17 protein-coding genes are annotated in these 13,772 nt (G+C 64.5%); 9 read left to right on the plus strand and 8 right to left on the minus strand.

Annotation, left to right across the window (positions count from 1 at the left end; translation table 11 throughout):
* Positions 1 to 2: 2 nt before the first annotated feature.
* The gene (locus F7R26_RS24565; protein WP_150986992.1) at positions 3 to 329 is read right to left on the minus strand and encodes a hypothetical protein; all 327 of its coding nucleotides are present in this window, start codon (positions 327 to 329) and stop codon (positions 3 to 5) included.
* 42 nt (positions 330 to 371) lie between these two features.
* Here F7R26_RS24565 and F7R26_RS24570 point away from each other — a divergent pair, with 42 nt between their 5' ends.
* Both F7R26_RS24570 and F7R26_RS24575 read left to right on the plus strand, forming a co-directional pair.
* Positions 372 to 701, plus strand: coding sequence for a hypothetical protein (locus tag F7R26_RS24570; RefSeq protein ID WP_150986993.1), 330 nt, complete (start codon positions 372 to 374; stop codon positions 699 to 701).
* A gap of 138 nt (positions 702 to 839) precedes the next feature.
* On the plus strand, positions 840 to 2,114 hold the full coding sequence (locus tag F7R26_RS24575) for an MFS transporter (protein WP_150986994.1): 1,275 nt from the start codon (positions 840 to 842) through the stop codon (positions 2,112 to 2,114).
* 52 nt (positions 2,115 to 2,166) lie between these two features.
* Here the strand turns inward: F7R26_RS24575 and F7R26_RS24580 are convergent, their stop codons facing one another.
* Positions 2,167 to 2,640: an Lrp/AsnC family transcriptional regulator gene (locus F7R26_RS24580; RefSeq protein WP_150986995.1), complete on the minus strand. Its 474-nt coding sequence runs from the start codon at positions 2,638 to 2,640 to the stop codon at positions 2,167 to 2,169.
* Between the two features lie 235 nt (positions 2,641 to 2,875).
* Here F7R26_RS24580 and hppD point away from each other — a divergent pair, with 235 nt between their 5' ends.
* The 3 genes from hppD to F7R26_RS24595 all read left to right on the plus strand — a co-directional run bounded on the left by hppD (position 2,876) and on the right by F7R26_RS24595 (position 6,773).
* Positions 2,876 to 3,949 (plus strand): 4-hydroxyphenylpyruvate dioxygenase, encoded by a 1,074-nt coding sequence (gene hppD / locus F7R26_RS24585; protein WP_150986996.1) that lies wholly within the window; start codon positions 2,876 to 2,878, stop codon positions 3,947 to 3,949.
* A 158-nt stretch (positions 3,950 to 4,107) separates the two neighbouring features.
* Positions 4,108 to 5,505, plus strand: coding sequence for an amino acid permease (locus F7R26_RS24590; protein ID WP_150986997.1), 1,398 nt, complete (start codon positions 4,108 to 4,110; stop codon positions 5,503 to 5,505).
* Between the two features lie 65 nt (positions 5,506 to 5,570).
* The gene (locus tag F7R26_RS24595; protein ID WP_150986998.1) at positions 5,571 to 6,773 is read left to right on the plus strand and encodes an amino acid aminotransferase; all 1,203 of its coding nucleotides are present in this window, start codon (positions 5,571 to 5,573) and stop codon (positions 6,771 to 6,773) included.
* A gap of 183 nt (positions 6,774 to 6,956) precedes the next feature.
* Here the strand turns inward: F7R26_RS24595 and F7R26_RS24600 are convergent, their stop codons facing one another.
* The gene (locus F7R26_RS24600; protein WP_150986999.1) at positions 6,957 to 7,304 is read right to left on the minus strand and encodes a YkgJ family cysteine cluster protein; all 348 of its coding nucleotides are present in this window, start codon (positions 7,302 to 7,304) and stop codon (positions 6,957 to 6,959) included.
* A 16-nt stretch (positions 7,305 to 7,320) separates the two neighbouring features.
* Positions 7,321 to 8,136, minus strand: a complete 816-nt coding sequence (locus tag F7R26_RS24605) for a fused MFS/spermidine synthase (RefSeq protein WP_150987000.1) — start codon at positions 8,134 to 8,136, stop codon at positions 7,321 to 7,323.
* A gap of 212 nt (positions 8,137 to 8,348) precedes the next feature.
* Between F7R26_RS24605 and F7R26_RS24610 the strand changes: the two genes are divergently transcribed.
* The 4 genes from F7R26_RS24610 (at position 8,349) to F7R26_RS24625 (ending at position 10,425) form a co-directional block, all read left to right on the plus strand.
* The gene (locus tag F7R26_RS24610; RefSeq protein ID WP_150987001.1) at positions 8,349 to 8,552 is read left to right on the plus strand and encodes a ribbon-helix-helix protein, CopG family; all 204 of its coding nucleotides are present in this window, start codon (positions 8,349 to 8,351) and stop codon (positions 8,550 to 8,552) included.
* Between the two features lie 2 nt (positions 8,553 to 8,554).
* Positions 8,555 to 8,884, plus strand: coding sequence for a hypothetical protein (locus tag F7R26_RS24615; RefSeq protein ID WP_150987002.1), 330 nt, complete (start codon positions 8,555 to 8,557; stop codon positions 8,882 to 8,884).
* A gap of 75 nt (positions 8,885 to 8,959) precedes the next feature.
* Complete coding sequence (locus F7R26_RS24620; RefSeq protein ID WP_150987003.1) at positions 8,960 to 9,343, plus strand: ArsR/SmtB family transcription factor; 384 nt, start codon at positions 8,960 to 8,962, stop codon at positions 9,341 to 9,343.
* Positions 9,340 to 10,425, plus strand: a complete 1,086-nt coding sequence (locus tag F7R26_RS24625) for an SRPBCC domain-containing protein (RefSeq protein WP_150987004.1) — start codon at positions 9,340 to 9,342, stop codon at positions 10,423 to 10,425. The genes F7R26_RS24620 and F7R26_RS24625 overlap by 4 nt, the downstream gene beginning before the upstream one ends.
* Before the next feature lie 32 nt (positions 10,426 to 10,457).
* On the opposite strand, the gene F7R26_RS24630 is transcribed toward F7R26_RS24625, so the two are convergent.
* Genes F7R26_RS24630 through F7R26_RS24645 form a run of 4 tightly spaced genes read right to left on the minus strand, consistent with a single transcriptional unit; the run spans position 10,458 to position 13,743 of the window.
* Positions 10,458 to 10,871: a RidA family protein gene (locus tag F7R26_RS24630; protein WP_150987005.1), complete on the minus strand. Its 414-nt coding sequence runs from the start codon at positions 10,869 to 10,871 to the stop codon at positions 10,458 to 10,460.
* On the minus strand, positions 10,861 to 12,006 hold the full coding sequence (locus F7R26_RS24635) for a DSD1 family PLP-dependent enzyme (RefSeq protein ID WP_150987006.1): 1,146 nt from the start codon (positions 12,004 to 12,006) through the stop codon (positions 10,861 to 10,863). The genes F7R26_RS24630 and F7R26_RS24635 overlap by 11 nt, the downstream gene beginning before the upstream one ends.
* Before the next feature lie 21 nt (positions 12,007 to 12,027).
* A complete protein-coding gene (locus F7R26_RS24640; RefSeq protein ID WP_150987007.1) occupies positions 12,028 to 13,026 on the minus strand; it encodes a tripartite tricarboxylate transporter substrate-binding protein in 999 nt (332 codons plus the stop codon).
* Positions 13,027 to 13,038: 12 nt separating this feature from the next.
* A complete protein-coding gene (locus tag F7R26_RS24645; protein WP_150987008.1) occupies positions 13,039 to 13,743 on the minus strand; it encodes an HAD family hydrolase in 705 nt (234 codons plus the stop codon).
* Between the last annotated feature and the right edge of the window lie 29 nt (positions 13,744 to 13,772).

The raw sequence follows: 13,772 nt of genomic DNA on the forward strand, positions 1-13,772 counted from the left end.
AGCTACCTGGCGCCGGCCGTCCGCCGGCGGCTGAAGGGGCGCGCAAGCATGCCGTTGAGCAGCACGTCGATGACCTGTTCCGCGTGCTGCTCCGCTTGTTCGGCCGTCATGGGGCCGACACCGTACAGGCGCCGGATCAGATGCGTGGCCGACTGAACCGCCGTGAGCGTGGCGGTCATCGTCACGCTGGCGTGTTCGGGCGGGTAGGGCTTGAGCCATTGCGCCGCGTGGCACTGCGCGATCCGCGCATCGAGCGGCCCGGGATTCTGGTTTGTGATTAATCCGGCGCATGGATATAATTCGTCGCCAATGCCCCGGATCCGGGGCATTCGTTTTTACATCCGCTCGATATCCATACCCGGGAGTGTTCCATGTTTCTGATCTGGCAAGGCTTAGGCTTTCTCGTTGTCATCTTGCCCCTTGCCGTCCTGCTTGCCATGAGCCTGCTAGGCTCGCTGGTGAATCTCTCCAACATGGCGACCATCGTGCTGTCGCTGATCCTGTCGGCCGCGGCGGTCTTCTATCTTGGCAAACGCCTCAATTCGCGTCCGGGCCGCATCCTGGTCGATCCCAGCACGCAGGAATCCGTGGAATTGCGCAAGCGCCATACGCTGTTCTGGATTCCCATGCAGTATTGGGCGTTCCCCATCCTTCTGATCGCGATCATTGCCTCGTTTGCGTTGTTTACCGCCGGGGCATAGCGCGGGCGGGCGGCCGGAGCAGGCCGGCGGGAGCGGGCGTAGAATACCGGTCCTGCACCCCGAATGCTCCGGCGCGCCAGGGCAAGTTGCGGGACAAGCCTGGTAAAAGGCAGCCTTACTACGAGTAGAGACATCAAGTTGAACAATCCGGCCAGCGCTGCGCATCATCGCGAGCTCACCTCGGCGGCTGACGCCGAGACCCTGGCGCGGCGCGCGCGCCGGGGCATCGTCCTGCTGACCTTCGCGTTCGCGCTGAGCCAGTTCTATCGCAGCTGCCTGGCGGTGATGGCGCCGGAGCTCCAGCACGACTTCGGCCTGTCGGCGGCGGGCTTCGGCACCTTGTCTTCCTCCTTCTTCCTGGCATTCGCGGTTGCGCAGATTCCCGTGGGGATTGCGTTCGACCGGTATGGCGTGGGCAAGCCGACGTCCTTGCTGCTGGCCATTGGCGCGGTGTCCGCCGTGGTGTTCTCGCTGGCGCCGAACGGTACTGTTGCCATGCTGGCGCAGGCCGGGCTGGGACTGGCTTGCGCGCCGGTCTTCATGGGGCTGCTGCATTTTGCTTCCGAGCAGCTTTCCGAGAAAAACTACACGCGGGTCGCCAGCCAGTCCAATGCCACCGGCATGATCGGCGCGCTGTGCGCCACGGCGCCGCTCGGATGGGCCATGCATCTGCTCGGCTGGCGCGTGGCCATGTCCGTCGCGGCGCTGTGCATGGTGGTGGCCTGCTACGGCGTCTGGCGCTTCGTGCGGGATGATGGCCACGCCGAGGCGCGCGATGTGCCGCTGAGCGCCATGCTCTCGCAAAGCGCGAAGCTGCTGGCCATCGTTCCCTTGTGGACCTTGATCCCGATGTGCGTTGCCATGGCGGCAGGCACCGCGTTTCGCAACGCATGGAGCGGGCCTTACCTGGCCAGCGTGTACGGCTTGAATTCCGGCTCGCGGGGCATCGCGCTGACGCTGCTGAGCGTGTGCGGGTTCCTGACGGCGTTCTTCCTGCCCGTGCTGGTCCGGCGCAGCTCGCTCAAGACCACCATCGCGGGATGGTCCTGCTTTGCGATGTCGGGCGCCATCCTGCTGAGCCTCTGGCCCACGCATGGCATCGTCTCCGGTGTGGGGCTGATGGCCTTGCTGTCGACCATCGGCATGCTGCATCCGCTGATCATGGCGCAGGGGCGCGGCCTGGTGCCGCCGTCCTCGCGCGGGCGCGGTCTCGGCGTGCTCAACACCTTTGTATTCCTGGGCTCGGCGCTGACGTCGTGGGGATTCGGCATGATCGCCAGCATGGGCGACGCCCGGCACTGGCCGGTGGCCAAGACCTATTCGACGATCTTTCTCACGGCTGCCGTGGTAGTGGCGCTTGCCGTGGCACCGTATTTCTTCAGCCCATCCAGCCCGTCCGTGATCAAGCGCTAAGCCAGCGCTAAGCCCTGCGGCCTCGGCAAGCCAGCAGGCAGAGGGTCCGGGTTCAAGGCTCCAGCGGCATGGCGCTGGTGCACTTGATCTCGTCCAGGCAGACGCTGGATTTCACGCCGCTCACGCCCGGGATGCGCATCAGGGTGTCGAGCAGGAAATCCGACAGCGACTTCAGATCGCGCGCCACCACCTTGAGCACATAGTCGATATCGCCGGTCACGGAGAAGCACTCCTGGATTTGCGCCAGCTCGGCGACCAACCCCTTGAAGTTCGACAGGTCCCGGATATGGCCGCGCTCCATCGTGACATGGATAAAGGCCACCACGCCGAAGCCCAGGCTGGCGGAGTCCAGCCGGGCCTCATAGCGCTTGATGATGCCGAGCTCTTCCAGGCGCCGGTGGCGGCGCAGCGTCTGGGCTGGCGACAGGCGGATGGACTCGGCCAGTTCCAGGTTGGACGCGCGCCCATTTTCCTGCAACGCCCCCAGCAGGCGCCGGTCGATGCGGTCTAGCTCATCTTTTTGCACTTTCGTTTCCTGTCATCCATGAATCATGAAATTTTATATCATGATCTAGGGTTTGCCTGCGTGGATTACGAAATCCTATTTTGCGGCCCGGAATATACACTGAACGCCAGATTAGCAGTGCGGACGGGTAAATGAGAGCCTGTTCCGCACGTGCCTGGCACTGCGCATTGATGCGCTGGCGCACAGGAGCCGCAATATTATTTCTCTCGTCCCCCAACTTTTCGTTGAGCACACCATGGCCGATCTGTTTGAAAACCCGATGCAGTTGATGGGCTTCGAATTCGTGGAATTCGCTTCGCCCACTCCCAACCTACTGGAACCGATCTTCGAGCAGATGGGCTTCACGCTGGTGGCGCGCCATCGCTCCAAGGACGTGGTGCTGTACCGTCAGGGCGACATCAATTTCATCGTCAACCGCGAGCCGCACAGCCCGGCTGCCTACTTTGCCGCCGAGCACGGCCCCAGCGCCTGCGGCATGGCGTTCCGCGTGAAGGATTCGCACAAGGCCTATGCCCGCGCGCTGGAACTCGGCGCGCAGCCGGTGGAAATCGCCACCGGCCCGATGGAGCTGCGCCTGCCGGCGATCAAGGGCATCGGCGGCGCGCCGCTGTACCTGATCGACCGCTTTGAAGAAGGCAAGTCCATCTACGACATCGACTTCGAATTCATCGAAGGCGTGGACCGCCACCCGGTGGGCCACGGCCTGCGCCTGATCGACCACCTGACGCACAACGTCTACCGTGGCCGCATGGCTTACTGGGCTAATTTCTACGAAAAGCTCTTCAATTTCCGCGAAATCCGCTACTTCGATATCCAGGGCGAATACACCGGCCTGACCTCGAAGGCCATGACCGCGCCGGATGGCAAGATCCGCATCCCGCTGAACGAAGAATCGTCCAAGGGCAGCGGCCAGATCGAGGAATTCCTGATGGCCTTCAATGGCGAAGGCATCCAGCACATCGCCTTCCTGACGGACAACCTGATCGAAGTCATCGACCGCCTGCAGATGGCCGGCGTGCCCCTGATGACGGCGCCCAACGACTACTACTACGACGGCCTGGAAGCACGCCTGCCCGGCCACGGCCAGCCCGTGGATCAGCTCAAGGCGCGCGGCATTCTGGTCGACGGCACCACGGAAGGCGGCAAGCCCCGCCTGCTGCTGCAGATCTTCTCCAAGGCCTCGCTCGGCCCGGTGTTCTTCGAGTTCATCCAGCGCAAGGGCGACGAAGGCTTTGGCGAAGGCAACTTCAAGGCGCTGTTCGAATCGCTGGAACGCGACCAGATCGAGCGCGGCACGCTCAAGGTCTGAGGCCCACAAGGCAAGCCGGCACGCCCGGCACTGACCGCATCAACACCGCCGGCGCAGCAGCATGACTGCGCGCCGGTGGTGCCTGGCCGAAACCCAAGCGCCCGCGACACGCGAGAGGCGCAGGCTGACATTCCAAAAGAGTGGGTAGAGAGACAAAGATGGTTCCCAACGCTTCCGACAATACAGACGCGACGCTCAAGCGTGGCTTGAAAAACCGGCACATCCAGCTGATTGCGCTAGGTGGCGCGATTGGCACCGGGCTATTCCTGGGCATTGCCCAGACCATCAAGATGGCGGGGCCCTCGGTCCTGCTCGGCTACGCGGTGGCCGGCATCATCGCGTTCTTCATCATGCGCCAGCTCGGCGAAATGGTGGTCGACGAACCCGTGGCAGGCTCCTTCAGCCATTTCGCCAACAAATACTGCGGCAGCTTCGCGGGCTTCATGTCGGGCTGGAACTACTGGGTGCTGTATATCCTGGTCAGCATGGCGGAGCTCTCGGCGGTGGGCATCTATGTCCAGTACTGGTGGCCGCACATCCCCACCTGGGTTTCCGCGCTGTCGTTCTTCCTCCTGATCAACGCCATCAACTTGACCAGCGTCAAGTCCTTCGGCGAAATGGAGTTCTGGTTCTCCATCGTCAAGGTGCTGGCCATCGTCGGCATGATCGTGTTCGGCGGCTACCTGCTGGCGTCCGGCACGGCCGGCCCGCAGGCCAGCGTGTCCAACCTGTGGCAGCACGGCGGCTTTTTCCCGAACGGGATCTCCGGCCTGGTCATGGCCATGGCGGTGATCATGTTCTCGTTCGGCGGGCTGGAGCTGGTGGGCATTACCGCGGCAGAAGCGGATGAGCCGGAAAAGACCATTCCCAAAGCCACCAACCAGGTTATCTATCGCATCCTGATCTTCTACGTTGGCGCTCTCGGCGTGTTGCTCTCGCTGTACCCGTGGGAGAAGGTCGTCACCGGCGGCAGCCCGTTCGTGCTGATCTTCCACGCGATGAACAGCGAGATCGTTGCCACGGTGCTGAACGCCGTGGTGCTGACCGCCGCGCTGTCGGTCTACAACAGCGGTGTGTATTGCAACAGCCGCATGCTGTACGGTCTGGCCAGGCAAGGCAATGCGCCCAAGGCACTGCTGAAGGTCAACAAGCGCGGGATCCCGCTGGCCGCGCTGGGTGTGTCCGCGCTGGCCACCGCGGCTTGCGTGGTGATCAACTACTTCATGCCGGGCGAGGCCTTTGAGCTGCTGATGGGGCTGGTGGTCTCGGCACTGATCATCAACTGGGCGATGATCAGCATCATTCACCTCAAGTTCCGCCGCGACAAGCGCGCAGCCGGCCAGGAAACGCGCTTCAAGAGCCTGGGCTACCCGCTGACAAACTATGTGTGCCTGGCCTTCCTGGCCGGTATCCTCTACGTGATGTACCTCACGCCGGGCCTGCGCATCTCGGTGTACCTGATTCCGGCATGGCTGGCCGTACTGGGCCTGAGCTACCGCCTCAGGCAAAAGCACAAGCGCGCCGAACCGGCGCTGCCCGAACGCGTATCGGCATAATGATGACCCTGGCGGCCACTGGCCGCCGGCTCCGACCCATCCCAGCACTCCAGCCAGAGTATCCAATGTTCGAACACATCGATGCCTATCCGGGCGACCCGATCCTCTCCCTCAACGAGAGCTTTCAACTCGATCCCAGGACCGACAAGGTCAACCTGAGCATCGGCATCTACTTCGATGACGAAGGCCGGTTGCCGGTGATGCAGGCCGTGCGCGAAGCCGAAGCCGCGCTGATGGCCGACATGGGCCCGCGCCCTTACCTGCCGATGGCCGGGTTTGCGGCGTATCGCGACGCGGTGCAGGCGCTGGTGTTTGGCGAGCCGTGCCAGGCGCGCGCCGAGGGGCGCATCGCGACGGTGCAGACGCTGGGCGGCTCCGGCGCGCTGCGCGTGGGCGCGGATTTCCTCAAGCGTTATTTCCCTGACGCCCAGGTCTGGATCAGCGACCCGAGCTGGGAGAACCATCGCGTGATCTTCGAGCGCACGGGCTTCACCGTCAACACGTACCCGTACTACGACGACGCCACCGGCGGCCTGAAGTTCGACGCCATGCTGGACGCGCTGCGCCTGATCCCCAAGCGCAGCATCGTGCTGCTGCACGCTTGCTGCCACAACCCCACCGGCGTGGACCTGAACCACGACCAATGGCGCCAGCTCATCACGCTGCTCAAGCAGCATGAGCTGCTGCCTTTCGTCGATATGGCTTACCAGGGCTTCGGCGCCGGCCTGGACGACGACGCCTTCGCGGTACGCGAGCTGGTGGCCCAGGGCGTGCCGTGCCTGGTGGCGAACTCGTTCTCGAAGAACTTCTCGCTGTACGGCGAGCGTTGCGGCGGCCTGAGCGTGGTTTGCGACAGCGCCGAAGAAGCCGGCCGGGTGCTCGGCCAGTTGACGGGCGCGGTGCGCGCCAACTACAGCAACCCGCCCACGCACGGCGCCCGGGTGGTGGCCCGGGTGTTGACCACGCCGGCGCTGCGTACGATCTGGGAGCGCGAGCTGGCGGGCAAATGCGAGCGCATCGCCAAGATGCGCGCGGCCATCCACAAGGGGCTGGCCGCGCACGTGAGCGGCGAGGCGCTGTCGCGTTATCTCACGCAGCGCGGCATGTTCACCTACACCGGGCTGACAGCCGACCAGGTGGACCGCCTGCGCACGGAGCACGGCGTGTACCTGCTGCGTTCGGGGCGCATGTGCGTGGCCGGGCTGAACGAGCGCAACGTGACCCAGGTGGCACAGGCCATTGCCAGCGTGCTGGTGCCCGCGGCCTGACGCGCGGCTGAACTACGTCCCGCGCGGCAGTTGGTCTTTCCGCCCGCGCGGGGCGGTGAACCTGCGGTTTGCTTCAACCTGGTTCAAACTGGTTCAAACTGGTTCAAACTGGTTCAAACTGGTTCAAACTGGTTCAAACTGGTTCAAACTGGTTCAAACTGGTTCAAACTGGTTCAAATCGGTTCAAACCAGCACGTGACGTGTTTCAACGAAGAAGCGTTGAATCTGGCGATCTATGGCCGGATCGACCATTTCCTCGGGCCGGTTGCCATTCGGGCAGGCCAGCCGGGGCGTCGTGCCGAACAAGCGGCAGATCAACGGGCGCTCGGCATAGACCTGGCAACCCTGGCTGCCAAGATGCGGGCAACTGAGGTTTGTCAGCGCGGCTTCGTGCTCGGCATCGCTTTTGACGGGAAGCCGCGACATCTCGTGCGTCGAGGTCATCACCGGCCCACAGCAATCGTGGCAGCCCGGAGTGCATTCGAATGCGGGAATCCGTGAGCGGAAGAACCTGATTTTTTGACTGATCATTTGGCGTCCCTCTTCGTCAGCCCGCGAGCTTTTGCCAGAATACGTGATCCGATGCTAGCCGTTTGCCCTGTTTCAGGCGACGCGCGGCCGATCGCAGATTCAGCGGGTGCGTGGTTTCCAGGGCGCGGGCCCGCGCCAGCAGCGCATCCTGCGAGGGAAGCGCTCGCGCCCCCTTCCAGGCGAACAGCGTGTAGTTGCAACTGTCCTCGGACAGGGCGATGGAAAAGGATTCGCCGAACACCGAACGGATCTCTTCCAGGTAGAACGGGATATCAGCATCGCTGTCGAGGTAGTTGGCGACCAATACCCCATCGTCGGCGAGCCGCGCATGGCACGCTGCGTAGAAGGCGGCATTCCCCAGTTGCGTCGGCATGCCATGGGCGAGAAAGCCGTCCACCAGGATGACCTCCGGGCGCGCGTCCTGACTCTTGACATACTCGGCGCCATCCGCGCAAACCACTTCGAGCCGCTCGTCGTCGGGCGGAATGTGAAACGTATCGCGAAGGGCGATCACTGCCGGATCGATTTCAATGGCAACAATCTTTGCCTGCGGAAGATGCCGATAGCAATACTTGAGCAATGATCCCCCGCCCAGGCCGATCATCGAGATCCTGGTGGGTGCCGGCTGCAGCAGCAGAAAAGCCATCATCGTCCGTGTGTAGCCGAGGACAAGCTTGTCGGGGTCATGCCGCGACATGATGCTCTGGGTCGCCAGCGCATCGAAATGCAGTGAAAGTGCCAGCGGGGTTTCCAGCACGGTCGGGGTGCCGTCGTCAGGGGCTTCGGACAGGAACTTCAAATAGGCTTCAAAGGATGTACGGCTGGGATCCATCTGCGGGCTCGATCAGGCTTGTTATCTCCGCATCAGGCCGAAAAAGCGTCGTCGGATTGGCCCTGAGCGGCATAAAAGATAGTTAAAGATCTCATTTCGTGGCTCTGGCATGCCTTCAAAGCCTTCTGGTGGAGGCAGTTGCCAAGCCGCACTTGGCTGATCAGTTGTATATAATGATAATGCTATTATCATACAATACTACTCTGAAGCGTATGGAATCCAAGACTGCCCGTTTCACCGTGTTGATGGACCCCGTGAAGAAGAAAGCCTTCGAGGCACTGTGCGCGGCGCAGGATCAAACGCCATCGCAGGTCGTGCGTCAGTTGATTCGCGACTATCTGGAGCAGCATGGCGTGGCCTATGCAACCCGGTCCCAGGTTGGCGCCACGGTTCTGGCCAAGAAGGACGGCGAGTGACCATGTCCATGCGTGAGGCGGTGACTTATCGCGTCACGCCGCGCGCGAAGGCGCTCGTCGACGGTAGCTACCAGCCAAAGGTCCTGGTGGCGATCTATCGAGGCGACACGCTGGTCAGGGATGTTGCGCTTTACGCGCGATGCGATTCTTGTCCATTGCACGTGACTGCTGCCAGGCTTGCCGAAGCGCTGGCCTTGCGGATTCGGGCGGTGCTCAAGGACGTGCACGAAACGGATGACGTTGCCGCCGCCGCCATTCAGACGCTATTGCGACGCGTCGGGCTCAGGACAACCCCACAATCCGTTGCCGTACGCGGCGCTGGCGTCAGCTAGCCGGGTGCGGCAACACGCCGCCGGCACGCCATCTACTTTCTTGACTTTCATTTAACCCATTGGTTAAATGAAGCCATGCCATCCTCCAACGACCCGCTGACCCCCATCTTTGCCGCACTGGCTGATCCCACTCGCCGCGCCATCCTTGCGCGCCTGGCCGAAGGGGAGGCGCCGGTGAGCGAGCTGGCGCGGCCGTTCGACATGTCGGCTCCGGCCATCTCCAAGCACCTGCGCGTGCTGGCGGACGCCGGGCTGATCGAGCGGGAAGTCAGCGCCCGCTGGCGCATCTGCCATCTGCGCGCGGATGCGCTGCGCGACGCGCATGACTGGCTGGGCGCCTACCGGCGCCATTGGGAGGGCAATCTCGATCGCCTTGTCGAGTTCGTCGAACGCACCCATGCGGCGGGCTCGACCGAAGGCACCAGCAACACAGGCAAAGCCCGAGGGAAAAAATCATGACCCAAGCTGCTACCTTCCATCTGGAAATGGACCGCTTCATCCGCGCCCCGCGCGAGAAGGTGTTCGACGCATTCACCAGCCAGGCCGCACTGTCCGAGTGGCATTGCCCGCGCGGCATGCACGTGCTGGAGGCTAGCGCCGACGCGCGGGTGGGCGGCAAGTACCGCATCGTGATGGGCGGGCGCGATGGTGCCAGGTACACCGTGGGCGGTGAGTATCAGGCGATCGACCGGGCGGACTTCCTCGCCTATACCTGGGCCTGGGAAGCCGGCCCGATGCCGCCGGAGATCAAGACGCTGATCGAGGTCACGCTGACGGCCAAGGATGGCGGCACCCACCTGCACATGCGCCACAGCGGCTTTCCCGAGGCGGGCGAGCGCGATTCGCACACGGGCGGCTGGCAATCGGTGTTCAATCGCCTCAGCGATTTCCTGGACCCGGAGGGCAGCGCCGGCTCCGTCACCGTGATCGGTGACCCGCGCAGCAGCTATTGCCGCACGGTGCGCATGGCGCTGGCCGAGAAGGGCGTGGCCTACAAGCTGCAGCCCGTGCCGCCGCACTCGCCAGAGGTGCTTGCGCATAGCCCGTTCGGCCGCATTCCGGTGTTGAGCGATGGCCCGCTTTCCTTCTACGAGACCCGCGCCATCCTGGCCTATATCGAGGAAGCGTTCGAGGGCCCGAGCCTGCTTGCGCGACAAGCCGGCGCCATTGGCCACGCACGCTGCGAGCAATGGATCAGCCTGATCAGTTGCCATGCCTACGACGCCATGGTGCGCCGTTACGTATTGCAGTACATCTTCCCCAAGGGCGAAAACGGCCAGCCCGACCGCGCGGTGATCGATGCTGCGCTGCCGGAGATGGCCACGCAGCTAGGCGCGTTCGACCAAGCCTACGGCAATCGCGATTACCTGGTCGGTACGGCGATGTCGATGGCGGACCTGTTTCTCGCGCCAATCCTTGCGTACGTCGGCATGTTTCCCGAGGGCGCCGCCTTGCTGGAGACGTATCCCAACGTGCGGCGCGCGCAGGCAGTGATGCGCGAGCGGCCAAGCTTTGCCGCGACGCAGCCGCAGATGGGCTGATGCTACCGCTTAGCTGCGTAGCCGCTTAGCCGCTACGCAGCGGGCAGGAGCACCGCCACCGCTTCCACCTCCACTTTCAGGCCAAAGTGCAGCGCGCCGGTCGGCACCACGGCGCGTGCCGGGCGCGCGCTGCCTGCCCACGAAGCATAGATGGCGTTGAACGCCGGCCAGTTTTCCATGGCGTCCACATAGACCCGCACCTGCGCCAGGCCGGCGATGCCACTGCCGGCGGCGATCAACGCCGCTTCCACATTGGCCAGCACCTGGCGCGCCTGATCTTCAAAGGGCGCGCCGACGAGCTTTTCGCCGGCGGGCGTGATGGGCAACTGCCCGGATACGAACACGAAGCCATTGGCCACGGTTGCATGGCTGTAGTGCCCGCCGGGCGCGGATAGCCCGGCAGGGTTGATCGTCCTTACCGCGGCGCTCGCCTGATCACCATCCATGGAACCGGCTCCAGGTGGCGAGCGTGCCGTCTTGCGCAAGCGCGTGATATTCGGGGAACTGCGCGCCAGTCGCACAGGCGTGGTTGGGCAAGATGCGCAGCACCGTGCCAATGGGCAAGCGCGCCGCGATGTCCGGCTCGGGCGCGCCTTCGCGCGACACGATGCCATGTTCCTGATTGGCCCCGCTGAGCACATAGCCCGGGAGCACCGTGCCGTCGATGCCGCAGACCTGCCCGTAGCCGAAATCGCACTTCTGCTTTTGCGTGCCACGGTCGCGGCTCATGGCCATCCAGCCGGCATCGACGATGGCCCAGCCCTTGTCCACCTGGTGCCCGATCACGGTGGTCAGCACGCTCAGCGCCACGTCTTGCGTTGCGCACACGCCGACGTTGTGCATCACCAGGTCGAAGAACACGTAGACGCCCGCGCGCACCTCGGTGACGCCTTCCAGGCTCGTTGCGGATAGCGCCGTGGGGGTCGACCCGACGCTGACCACCGCGCATGGCAGCCCGGCCGCGCGCAGCCGCTCGGCCGCCATGACGCAGCCGGCCCGCTCCTGCTCCGCCATCGCTGCCAGGGCTTCGGGCGTATCCAGGTCGTAGCTGGAGCCGGCGTGCGTCATCACGCCGCCCAGGCGGGCGCCGCCTTCGTGCAGCACGCGGGCCACGTCGATCAGCGCGGCTTCGTCCGGGCGGATGCCCGAGCGGTGGCCATCGGTGTCGATCTCGATCCAGACCTCGAACGATTCGCCATGCGCGGCGCCGAACGCGACGATGGCCTCGGCAGAGGTCACGCTATCGGTGACGATCTTCAGGTCGCAGCCCTGGCGGCGCAGCGCCAGGGCCTGGGGCAGTTTGGTCGAGACCATGCCGACGCCATAGAGAATGTCCGTGATGCCATCGGCAAAGAAATGCGCGGCTTCCTTCAGGGTGGAAACGGTGATGCCGCGCGCACCGGCATCGATCTGGGCTTGCACGACCGCCGAGCATTTGCTGGTCTTGGCATGCGGGCGGAACCGCACCCCAAGCGCGTCCATGCGCGCCTGCATGCGCTGGATGTTGTGTTGCATGCGGGCGAGGTCGATCACCGCTGCCGGTGTTTCCAGTCTCGCCAGTGTGTGGTTGGCAGTGTTCATAGCGTTCTTGAGAGTGATCAGTCAGTCCAGGAATTGGCCTTTGGCCTTCAGTGCGGGCACGTCGTCGCGCAGGCCGCGCGAGATCAGGCTCGACACCACGGCCGGCGTGGTGCCGCCCTGGGCGGGGAGGTCGACGCCCACCGCCAGCATCTGGCGGCGCAACTGCGGGTCGGCTGCGGCGCTAGCCATTGCCTTGCTCAGTGGCGCGAGGATGTTCTCGGGGGTTCCCTTGGGTGCGAAGATCGCGTTCCACGAGCGCACGTCGAGCGGGTAGCCCGCCTCCTTCGCCGTGCCGGTGCTGGGCAACTGCTTGAGGCGCTCGCTGGAGAGCACCGCCAACACCTTGATCTTGCCGCCGGCAAGCTGCGGCAGGGCGGTGGTTGTCTGGTCGCACATGAAATCGGTCTGTCCACCCATCAGGTCGCTGATCGCCGGCGCCACGCCTTTGTAGGGGACGTGAGTGACGTTCCTCTTCAGCGCTGCGAGCAGCAGCACGCAGCCGTAATGCGAGATCGAGCCCACGCCGGCGCTGCCGTACGATGCCGTGGCCGCATGGCTGCGCAACCATGCGTCGAACTCTTGCAGGTTGCTGGCCGGCAGGTCCGCTCGCGCGACCAGCAGCATCGGCGCCGATCCGGCCAGGCCGATGGGCGTGAAGTCTGCAACCGGGTCATAGGGCAGCTTCTTGTATAGCGCCACATTGGCGACGTGGGTGCCGATGGTGCCAAAGCCCAGCGTGTAGCCGTTGGGCGCGGCCTTCGCCAGCTTGGCCAGGCCCACGGTGCCGCCTGCGCCGGCCAGATTCTCGATGACCACCGGCTGGCCGAGCTGGTCACCCATTTGCTTGGCAAAGCCGCGTGCGAGCGCATCGCTGGGCCCGCCCGCGGGGAACGGTACCACCAGTGTGATGGGCCGCGAGGGAAAGCTCGTGCTCTGTGCCATTGCTTGCGAGCCAAAGGCAAGGGCAAAGGCCGCAGCCAGGATCAGGTGGCGACGAAAACGGGAGGGATTGCAGAGCATCTCGGACGCTCCTTAATGGGTTGCCGCACGGGTTGCCGCACGGGTTGCCGCACGGGTTGCTGCATGAAAGGACCGCAGCCACGGCAGCGCGGGCTCCAGCGTGGCGAATTCCGCTTCGGGCACTGGCGCGCCGGCGGGCAGCGCCAGGCCGACCCGGTTGTGCCAGTAGGTGCGCAGCCCCACGGCCGAGGTGCCGAACATGTCGTAGCCCGAGCCGGCGACAAACGCGGCATCCGTTGCCTGCACGCCCAGTTGCGTCAGCGCAAGCTGGTAGGGGCGCGGATCCGGCTTGTAGAAGCCCGCTTGCTCGGAGGTGACCACGACATCCCAATCGATCTCCAGCAAGTCCGCGGCGCGCCGCCCCAGCCGCTCGGAGCAGTTCGTGACCACCGCCAGGCGGCAATGCGGCCGCAGGGCACGGAGCAGTTCGCGGGCACCATCCCACGCGGGGAGCTTGTCCCAGCCTGCGTCGAGCGCCTCCGGCGCGCTGGCGGGCAGGCCGACATGCTCGGCCGCCTCGCGCACCAGTTGTTCATAGGGAACGTAGGCGCCGCAGCCGTAGGTGCGCTTCAGGTACTCCGCGCGCCAGGCCCGGCCTTGCGCCTGCGAGCCGGCGGCGGCGTTCCATACGGTCCAGGAATCCAGCAGCGCGGTGAGCAGGTCGAACAGGACGGCGCGTGGCCAGGCAGGGGCGGGCGATTGGTCGAGGATTTCCATACGTTCCTTTTTGTGTGGGCGCAATAGCG

Source organism: Cupriavidus basilensis, from assembly GCF_008801925.2.
GTDB classification, from domain to species: domain Bacteria; phylum Pseudomonadota; class Gammaproteobacteria; order Burkholderiales; family Burkholderiaceae; genus Cupriavidus; species Cupriavidus basilensis.

Bases quoted from the DNA above. Each gene is read 5' to 3' on its own strand.
- F7R26_RS24640 (WP_150987007.1), bottom strand. From the start codon at position 13,026: ATGCTCTGCAATCCCTCCCGTTTTCGTCGCCACCTGATCCTGGCTGCG.
- F7R26_RS24565 (WP_150986992.1), bottom strand. From the start codon at position 329: ATGCCCCGGATCCGGGGCATTGGCGACGAATTATATCCATGCGCCGGA.
- F7R26_RS24630 (WP_150987005.1), bottom strand. From the start codon at position 10,871: ATGGATGGTGATCAGGCGAGCGCCGCGGTAAGGACGATCAACCCTGCC.
- F7R26_RS24615 (WP_150987002.1), top strand. From the start codon at position 8,555: ATGTCCATGCGTGAGGCGGTGACTTATCGCGTCACGCCGCGCGCGAAG.
- F7R26_RS24600 (WP_150986999.1), bottom strand. From the start codon at position 7,304: ATGATCAGTCAAAAAATCAGGTTCTTCCGCTCACGGATTCCCGCATTC.
- F7R26_RS24620 (WP_150987003.1), top strand. From the start codon at position 8,960: ATGCCATCCTCCAACGACCCGCTGACCCCCATCTTTGCCGCACTGGCT.
- F7R26_RS24645 (WP_150987008.1), bottom strand. From the start codon at position 13,743: ATGGAAATCCTCGACCAATCGCCCGCCCCTGCCTGGCCACGCGCCGTC.
- F7R26_RS24570 (WP_150986993.1), top strand. From the start codon at position 372: ATGTTTCTGATCTGGCAAGGCTTAGGCTTTCTCGTTGTCATCTTGCCC.
- hppD (WP_150986996.1), top strand. From the start codon at position 2,876: ATGGCCGATCTGTTTGAAAACCCGATGCAGTTGATGGGCTTCGAATTC.
- F7R26_RS24590 (WP_150986997.1), top strand. From the start codon at position 4,108: ATGGTTCCCAACGCTTCCGACAATACAGACGCGACGCTCAAGCGTGGC.
- F7R26_RS24595 (WP_150986998.1), top strand. From the start codon at position 5,571: ATGTTCGAACACATCGATGCCTATCCGGGCGACCCGATCCTCTCCCTC.
- F7R26_RS24625 (WP_150987004.1), top strand. From the start codon at position 9,340: ATGACCCAAGCTGCTACCTTCCATCTGGAAATGGACCGCTTCATCCGC.
- F7R26_RS24605 (WP_150987000.1), bottom strand. From the start codon at position 8,136: ATGGATCCCAGCCGTACATCCTTTGAAGCCTATTTGAAGTTCCTGTCC.
- F7R26_RS24610 (WP_150987001.1), top strand. From the start codon at position 8,349: ATGGAATCCAAGACTGCCCGTTTCACCGTGTTGATGGACCCCGTGAAG.
- F7R26_RS24635 (WP_150987006.1), bottom strand. From the start codon at position 12,006: ATGAACACTGCCAACCACACACTGGCGAGACTGGAAACACCGGCAGCG.